Genomic DNA, 7,016 nt, shown 5'->3' with positions numbered 1-7,016 from the left:
AATTCTTTTATTTGAATAATAATCTGTTATATAATAATAAATAGTAACGTACTAAGGGGGAAATATATGGAACAGTTTGTAAATTGGCTCAGTGGGATTATCTGGAGCCCAGCACTTATTTATTTATGTTTAGGGGTAGGTTTATTTTATTCTCTTGCAACAAGATTTCTTCAGGTAAGACACATGAAAGATATTATTCCTTTGATGTTTAAAGGTGGCAAATCAGATGCGGGAATTTCCTCATTCCAGGCATTAACCCTTGCATTATCAGGCCGGGTTGGTACTGGTAATATTGCCGGTGTTGCAACAGCGATTGCTTATGGGGGGCCTGGTGCTGTTTTCTGGATGTGGGCAATTGCATTTTTAGGTGCAGGATCAGCTTTTGTTGAGGCGGCTTTAGGTCAGGTATATAAAGTAAAACAAAATGGGCAATTCCGTGGCGGACCAGCCTACTACATAGAAAAAGGCTTAAAAATGAAGTGGTATGCCGTTTTATTTGCGATTGTCACTGTCATTGCAACAGGAGTTCTATTACCAGGTGTACAAGCAAATAGTATTGCATTAAGTGTTGAAAACGCTTTCCATATTCCGCCTGCCATTACAGGAGTAATTTTAGCTTTATGCCTTGCAATCATCATCTTTGGGGGAGTAAAACGGATTGCCCGAGTAGCTGAATTCGTCGTCCCATTTATGGCACTGGGCTATATCATTGTGGCTCTTCTTATTACAATATTGAACATTTCTGAACTACCTAGTGTAATAAAATTAATTTTCTCAAGTGCATTCGGCGCCGATGCTGCCTTTGGTGGAATTCTTGGTGCAGCCATTTCTTGGGGGGTTAAACGAGGTATTTATTCCAACGAAGCAGGACAAGGTACTGCCCCGCATGCAGCTGCTGCAGCAGAGGTATCCCACCCTGCCAAACAGGGTATTGTTCAAGCGTTTTCAGTCTATGTTGATACGTTATTCGTCTGTTCTGCAACAGCGTTCATGATTCTGATTACTGGAATGTACAATGTTACTCCTGAAGGCGGAAAAGCAATTGTTACAAATCTTGCAGATGTAGAACCTGGTCCTGGATATACACAAGCCGCCGTTGAATCAGTGCTACCTGGATTTGGTGCTCCTTTTGTCGCGATTGCCTTATTATTCTTTGCCTTTACGACGATCATGGCCTATTATTATATGGCAGAGACTAACCTTGCCTATATTAATAAAAAAGTAAGGCGAGTATGGACAGAATATATTCTTAAAGTAGCTATTTTAGGAATGGTATTCTACGGATGTGTGAAAACAGCGGGCCTCGCCTGGACATTAGGTGATATTGGTGTAGGAAGTATGGCTTGGTTAAATATTATCGCCATTCTCCTTTTGACTAAACCAGCGTTAAAGGTTCTTAAAGACTATGAAGCACAGCTGAAAGATGGAAAGGATCCTGTTTTTGACCCTGTAAAACTTGGGATTAAAGATGCGGACTTCTGGGAGCATGAGTATTCTCAGTCATTTAAAGATGAAAAAACAGGCTGATGCTTGAAAAATATGAGTTATGGGGGCTAACTTTTATGAGTTAGTCCTTATTTCTTTTTAACTATGAGATAAAAGTGAAACTTTTTGCCCCTTCTCTCGTACAATTTAAGAGTAGGCAAAAGTTCAACAGCTAGAAGTTTTTCCCTTTTTCAAAAATAGATTTATAATGTACATAAACAATAAAGGATGAGGAGTGAAAAGTGTGGGTGTTACACTTAGTAAAGGGCAAAAGGTTGATTTAACGAAATCACACCCCGGTCTGCAAAAAGTCGTTGTCGGTTTAGGATGGAATGGCAGCAATCTTAGTTCTAACTTTGATTTGGATGCTTCGGCATTTTTATTAGGTGAAACTGGAAAAGTGAACAGTGATCAGGACTTTGTTTATTATAACAACCCTTCAGGTGGAAATGGATCAATCATATACAGCGGCGATAACCGCATTGGTACGGGTGTAAGAGATGATGAACAAATCAGAATCGATTTAAACAAAGTTCCATCCCATATCCATCGAATCGCCTTTACGATTACCATTCACGATGCACAGGTAAAACGGCAAAATTTCGGACAAGTATCAGAGTCCTATGTCCGTATTTTTAATGAGCTTACTAACGAAGAATTATTAAGATTTAACTTAGGCAGGACCTTTACAGTTGAAACAGCTATTGTTGCAGCGGAGTTATACCGCCATAATGGAGAATGGAAATTCAATGCGATTGCAAGCGGTTTTCAAGGTGGATTAGCCGCATTATGCCGTAACTTTGGAATTACGGTTGATGACCCTCCTGTGAGCGCACCATCAACACCACCAACACAGCAGTCAAATTATCAACAGAATCAAGGTAGTTTTAACTCTTATCAACAAAATAATCCGAATCAATATGATCCGAATCTGCAAAACCAAACTAGCCATAATCCATACCAACAAAGCCAAATGAATAACCCTTCATACCAGCAGCCCGTACATCTTCAACCGGAATCGTCATACCAGCAGCCTGCGTATGGGTATCCCTCACAGTCGACATACCCAACCACTTCTAGCCCACGTCAAACTTATGGTGGAGACGATATCATGTGCCCGCGTTGTCATTCAACGAATGTCAGAACTGGGAAAAAAGGATTTGGTTTAGGTAAAGCAGCTATCGGCGGGCTAATCCTTGGTCCTGTCGGCTTACTTGGCGGTTTTATAGGGAAAAACCAGCTAAAGCTAACATGTAATAGCTGTGGCAGCACATGGTCCCCTTCGCAAACGGATTATGCCGAATGGGCAAACAATCAAAAGCGAAAAGCACAGGATTTATTCAATCGATATAAAAGCCAAGACGTTCTTGATGCAGTTGTTGCAGCATGTGCCTTAGTAGCAATGGCAGATGGCTATTTAGACGCATCGGAACGGCAAAAGATGATGGAATTTATCCATCAAAGTGAGGAATTGCGAGTATTTGAAACGAATAAAGTGATACAAAAATTCAATTTATTCATTTCTAGAATGGAAAATGACCGCATGATGGGTCGTGCAGAGGCATTTCGTGCCCTTGGAAAAATAAGATCAAAGCCGGAAATTGCCCGGTTAGTTGCCCGCTATTGCATTGCCATCGGGTATGCTGATGGAAACTTCGATCACAATGAACAACAAATGGTTGCAGACATCTGCCGAGAGCTTGGCTTAAATCCAGCTGAATTTCTGTCGTAATAATTAAAAGCCCCATTTCCCGCTAGGAAATGAGGCTTTTCGTTTATTTTTGCCAAACTCGTTTATTCTCTACCCTTTTTGTAAAACCTTTTGCATCCAATCTTTCTAAAAATGGAATCATGTATTTCCTTGATAGGTCAAGAACATCCTTGGCATCGCCTACTTCAAATTCAGAACCTGTTTGGCTGCGAAGTTTTCCAACTGCTTCCTTAAACACTTCCCCGTGATAGGCAAATTGCTCATCTAGTAGTACAATTAACTCCTGATCTTCAAGAAATCTCTTTAAATCAAATTCCAACATTTCAGGAATCCCGGCGGTTGAAAAATAATCCTTTAAGTAACGAACCTTTAGTCCGTCCCTCTTTAATTCCACAAGTAAATTTTCTGTTCGTTTCTCCCAGCTTTTAGGAACATGCGGTACAAAGGATGATAAGGAAACAAATTGTTCTTTCCGTTTAAAGATTCCGTTTGTAATTCCATTTTCCACCACAAATTCCAGTAAGGTTTTAGGAAACCTTGTTTGTAGGGTGTGCAATAGCTCAGCCTTATTTACCCCAGTCTTCATTGAATGGGCCTGATGAAATTCCTGCAACCTATCAAAAATATCTTCTTCAATCGAATTGATTATTAACTGTAGTGTATACTCTTTTCTATTATATAAAACAAAGTCGGTATCAGTTAAATGCTCTGTTAATATTTCTTCATCAAGTGCTGTCCGTTTAATTAACTCATTTAATGGAAGACTTTTCGCTTCGATTAAAGCCGCTGTAATGCGCTCCTTAGGCGTTCCAACCTTTTTTTTCTCAAGCTCATCAATTGTTTGATTCCCGAAGCGATACTTATTTCCACGGGGATCAATTACCCAGCCACCGCCGATGGTTTCCTGAGGGCTTGGCCTGCGTAAAATAAATCGGTCTCCGCGTTTCGTCAGAATTTCCTCCTCGAGGCGCAGCTGACAAAGGATCTCCCCATTTTCTTCCTTAATCTCGTTACGGTCAAAAAATACAATTCTCCCCATAACTTCTGCAGTTCCTATATGAAGCTTGATCGGCATCCTCTGCTTGACCATATGTTCTAAATCCTCAACCATTCGAATTGCAACATCAACTGTTTTCGTTACAATGAAATGTTCGGATGATACGAGGACATCACCACGTTCCAAATCTTCCTTTGATACATTTGATAAGTTGATGGCCGTCCGTTGTCCTGCATACGCCTTCCCGGCCTGTTTATGATGCACCTGAATCTGCCTTGCTCTTACTTCAATCCCTTTTGGCATAATTTTTAGTGCTTGTCCTTCCTCAACTGTACCTTCATATACAGTTCCACGAACAACCGTCCCTTGACCTTTTACCGTAAATACCTGATCAATCGGCAGACGAAATGCCCCTTTTGCATCACGCATTTCTTGATCCATTAATATTTTTCTTATCAATTCTTTTATCTCTTCTATACCTTTTTTAGATAAGCTGTCAAGGAGAACAAACGGGGCATCCTCAAAAACAGTCCCGGTAAGCTCTTCTAAAATATCGTCTTTAACTAGTTCAATAAATTCTTCGTCAACCCTGTCAATTTTTGAAATGGCGACTACACCATTTTTTACACCTAAGAATTTTAAGATATCAAGATGTTCCCTCGTTTGCGGCATCACACCTTCATCAGCGGCTACGACAAGCACCACTAAATCAATTCCAGCTACTCCTGCTATCATTTGCCGGATAAAGCGCTCATGTCCGGGTACATCAATGACTGAAATTTGGATTTCATTGTCTTCATATAATGGAGCAAACCCGAGTTCAATCGAAATTTGTCGTTCCTTCTCCTCTTTTAGACGGTCTGTATCGACATTGGTTAGCGCTTTTGTTAAGGACGTTTTCCCATGGTCAATATGTCCCGCCATCCCAATCGTAAAATATCGTTTTTCCAAGATTACCACCTTCTTAATCGTTCTACCATTCTACTGTAGCCTTTAAAGTACTTTTGTTCAAGCGAACATTTTCATTTCCATTTCTCTCTCAAGAAATATATATTTTTTAAGCAAAAACATTCACAAATTGTTCGAAATTTTATATAATAGATTTATAAATTTGCATCAACGCAACTTTTGTTCACCAGCGAACAAACCTTGCGTCTACGAAAAACATAAAAGAGAGGATGGTATCCGATGAGCTATACAAATTCACTTGCAGTTGACAAGGCTCGTGCAGCGGAACAACGAACTGTGTCTGCCGCAAGAGATGCCATTAATGGAAAAGTAAAAGGGATACGGGCATTACTGCCGTTTCTTGGTCCTGCTTTCATCGCATCAATTGCTTATATAGATCCTGGAAATTTTGCAACCAACATACAAAGTGGTGCCCGCTTTGGGTATAAAATGCTTTGGGTAATCGTTTTAGCCAATTTAATGGCGATGCTCTTACAAAACATGTCAGCCAAACTTGGAATCGCCACAGGAAAAAGCCTGCCCGAAATTTGCCGGGATCATATGCCTAAATGGCTTACAATCATAATGTGGGTAGTTTCTGAGCTTGCTGCAATGGCGACCGACCTTGCCGAATTTTTAGGGGCGACACTAGCATTAAACTTACTTGCCGGCATTCCAATGCTGTTTGCCACTATTATTACGGGTGTGGTTACCTACCTGATTTTGATGCTTGAAAAATTTGGCTTCCGGCCGTTGGAAAAATTCATCGCCGCCTTTGCCATGCTAATCGGGTTATGTTACTTAGTGGAAACAGTTCTTTCAAAGCCCGATTTTTTACAAATTGCTTATCATAGTGTCGTTCCTTGGCTGGGTAACAGTGAAAGCATAATACTTGCAGTCGGAGTAATCGGTGCAACCGTCATGCCGCATGCTATTTATTTGCACTCAAGCTTAACACAGAATCGCATTGTCCCAAGAAATGATATGGAAAAAATAAAGATTCAAAAATTTAGTACAAAAGAAATTATGATTGCGATGACACTTGCCGGATTTGTAAATCTCGCGATGATGTATATGGCTGCATCAGTTTTTAATACATCCGGTCAAAGTCATATTGCCGACCTGACCACGGCCTATCACACACTTACACCGCTGCTCGGCTCAGCTGCAGCCAGTGTTTTCTTGATATCATTGCTTGCTTCAGGTATTTCAAGTTCTGTCGTTGGTACAATGGCCGGTCAAGTTATTATGCAGGGGTTTGTGGGATTTACCATTCCATTATGGATTCGCCGTTTAGTCACGATGCTTCCAACAGTGATCATTGTAGCCATCGGCGTTGACCCAACCAAAACACTAATTATTAGCCAGGTAGTGCTTAGCATCGTTCTACCATTTCCGATTATTGCGTTAATCTACTACACGCAAAAAAGAGAATTGATGGGCGTGCTAACCAATAAACGAATCACAACCATACTTTCCACGATTTTTGCCGTTATCATCCTGGGTTTAAATGTTTGGTTGGTTGTTCAGATGATTGTGGGATAAATGAAAAAACAAATTTTATTAATTGGTTCTATTGTTAAAAATAAATAGAGTGCTGATCCGAATAGATTTAGCACTCTATTTTTATATATTTTAGAATGTGAAAAAAAGAAAGCTTGGCCGGTTAATGAAGCTATTAACGACGGTATTCGTGGAAATCCTGTGAGTTCGGTCGCTTATAGAAGTACTTAACGACCGGATTCGGCGAATTCCAGCGAGTTCGGTCGCTTATAGGGGTTCTTAACGACCGTTTTCGGGATTATCCAGTGAGTTCGGTCGCTTATAGAAGTTCTTAAGGACCGGATTCGGTGAATTCCAGCGAGTTCGGTCGCT

4 protein-coding genes are annotated in these 7,016 nt (G+C 40.5%); 3 read left to right on the top strand and 1 reads right to left on the bottom strand.

Annotated elements, in window-relative coordinates; all coding sequences use genetic code 11:
• Positions 1-66 precede the first annotated feature (66 nt).
• Positions 67-1,527 carry an alanine/glycine:cation symporter family protein gene (locus tag V7150_RS07010; RefSeq protein WP_335515414.1) on the top strand — a complete coding sequence of 487 codons (1,461 nt, stop codon included), beginning with the start codon at positions 67-69 and terminating at the stop codon, positions 1,525-1,527.
• 202 nt (positions 1,528-1,729) lie between these two features.
• Entirely contained in the window at positions 1,730-3,217 is a 1,488-nt protein-coding gene (locus V7150_RS07005; protein WP_335515411.1) for a TerD family protein, read from the top strand.
• A 43-nt stretch (positions 3,218-3,260) separates the two neighbouring features.
• Here V7150_RS07005 and selB read toward each other — a convergent pair whose 3' ends face one another.
• On the bottom strand, positions 3,261-5,144 hold the full coding sequence (gene selB / locus V7150_RS07000; protein ID WP_335515408.1) for a selenocysteine-specific translation elongation factor: 1,884 nt from the start codon (positions 5,142-5,144) through the stop codon (positions 3,261-3,263).
• A 237-nt stretch (positions 5,145-5,381) separates the two neighbouring features.
• On the opposite strand from selB, the gene V7150_RS06995 reads away from it, so the two are divergent.
• The gene (locus V7150_RS06995; protein ID WP_335515405.1) at positions 5,382-6,686 is read left to right on the top strand and encodes an Nramp family divalent metal transporter; all 1,305 of its coding nucleotides are present in this window, start codon (positions 5,382-5,384) and stop codon (positions 6,684-6,686) included.
• Positions 6,687-7,016: the final 330 nt, after the last annotated feature.

The organism is Neobacillus drentensis, assembly GCF_036965245.1.
Lineage (GTDB): Bacteria > Bacillota > Bacilli > Bacillales > Cytobacillaceae > Neobacillus > Neobacillus drentensis_G.
This window is presented reverse-complemented; position numbering and strand designations above follow the sequence as displayed.

Coding starts and splice junctions, on each gene's coding strand:
- V7150_RS07010 (WP_335515414.1), top strand. CDS start 67: ATGGAACAGTTTGTAAATTGGCTCAGTGGGATTATCTGGAGCCCAGCA.
- V7150_RS06995 (WP_335515405.1), top strand. CDS start 5,382: ATGAGCTATACAAATTCACTTGCAGTTGACAAGGCTCGTGCAGCGGAA.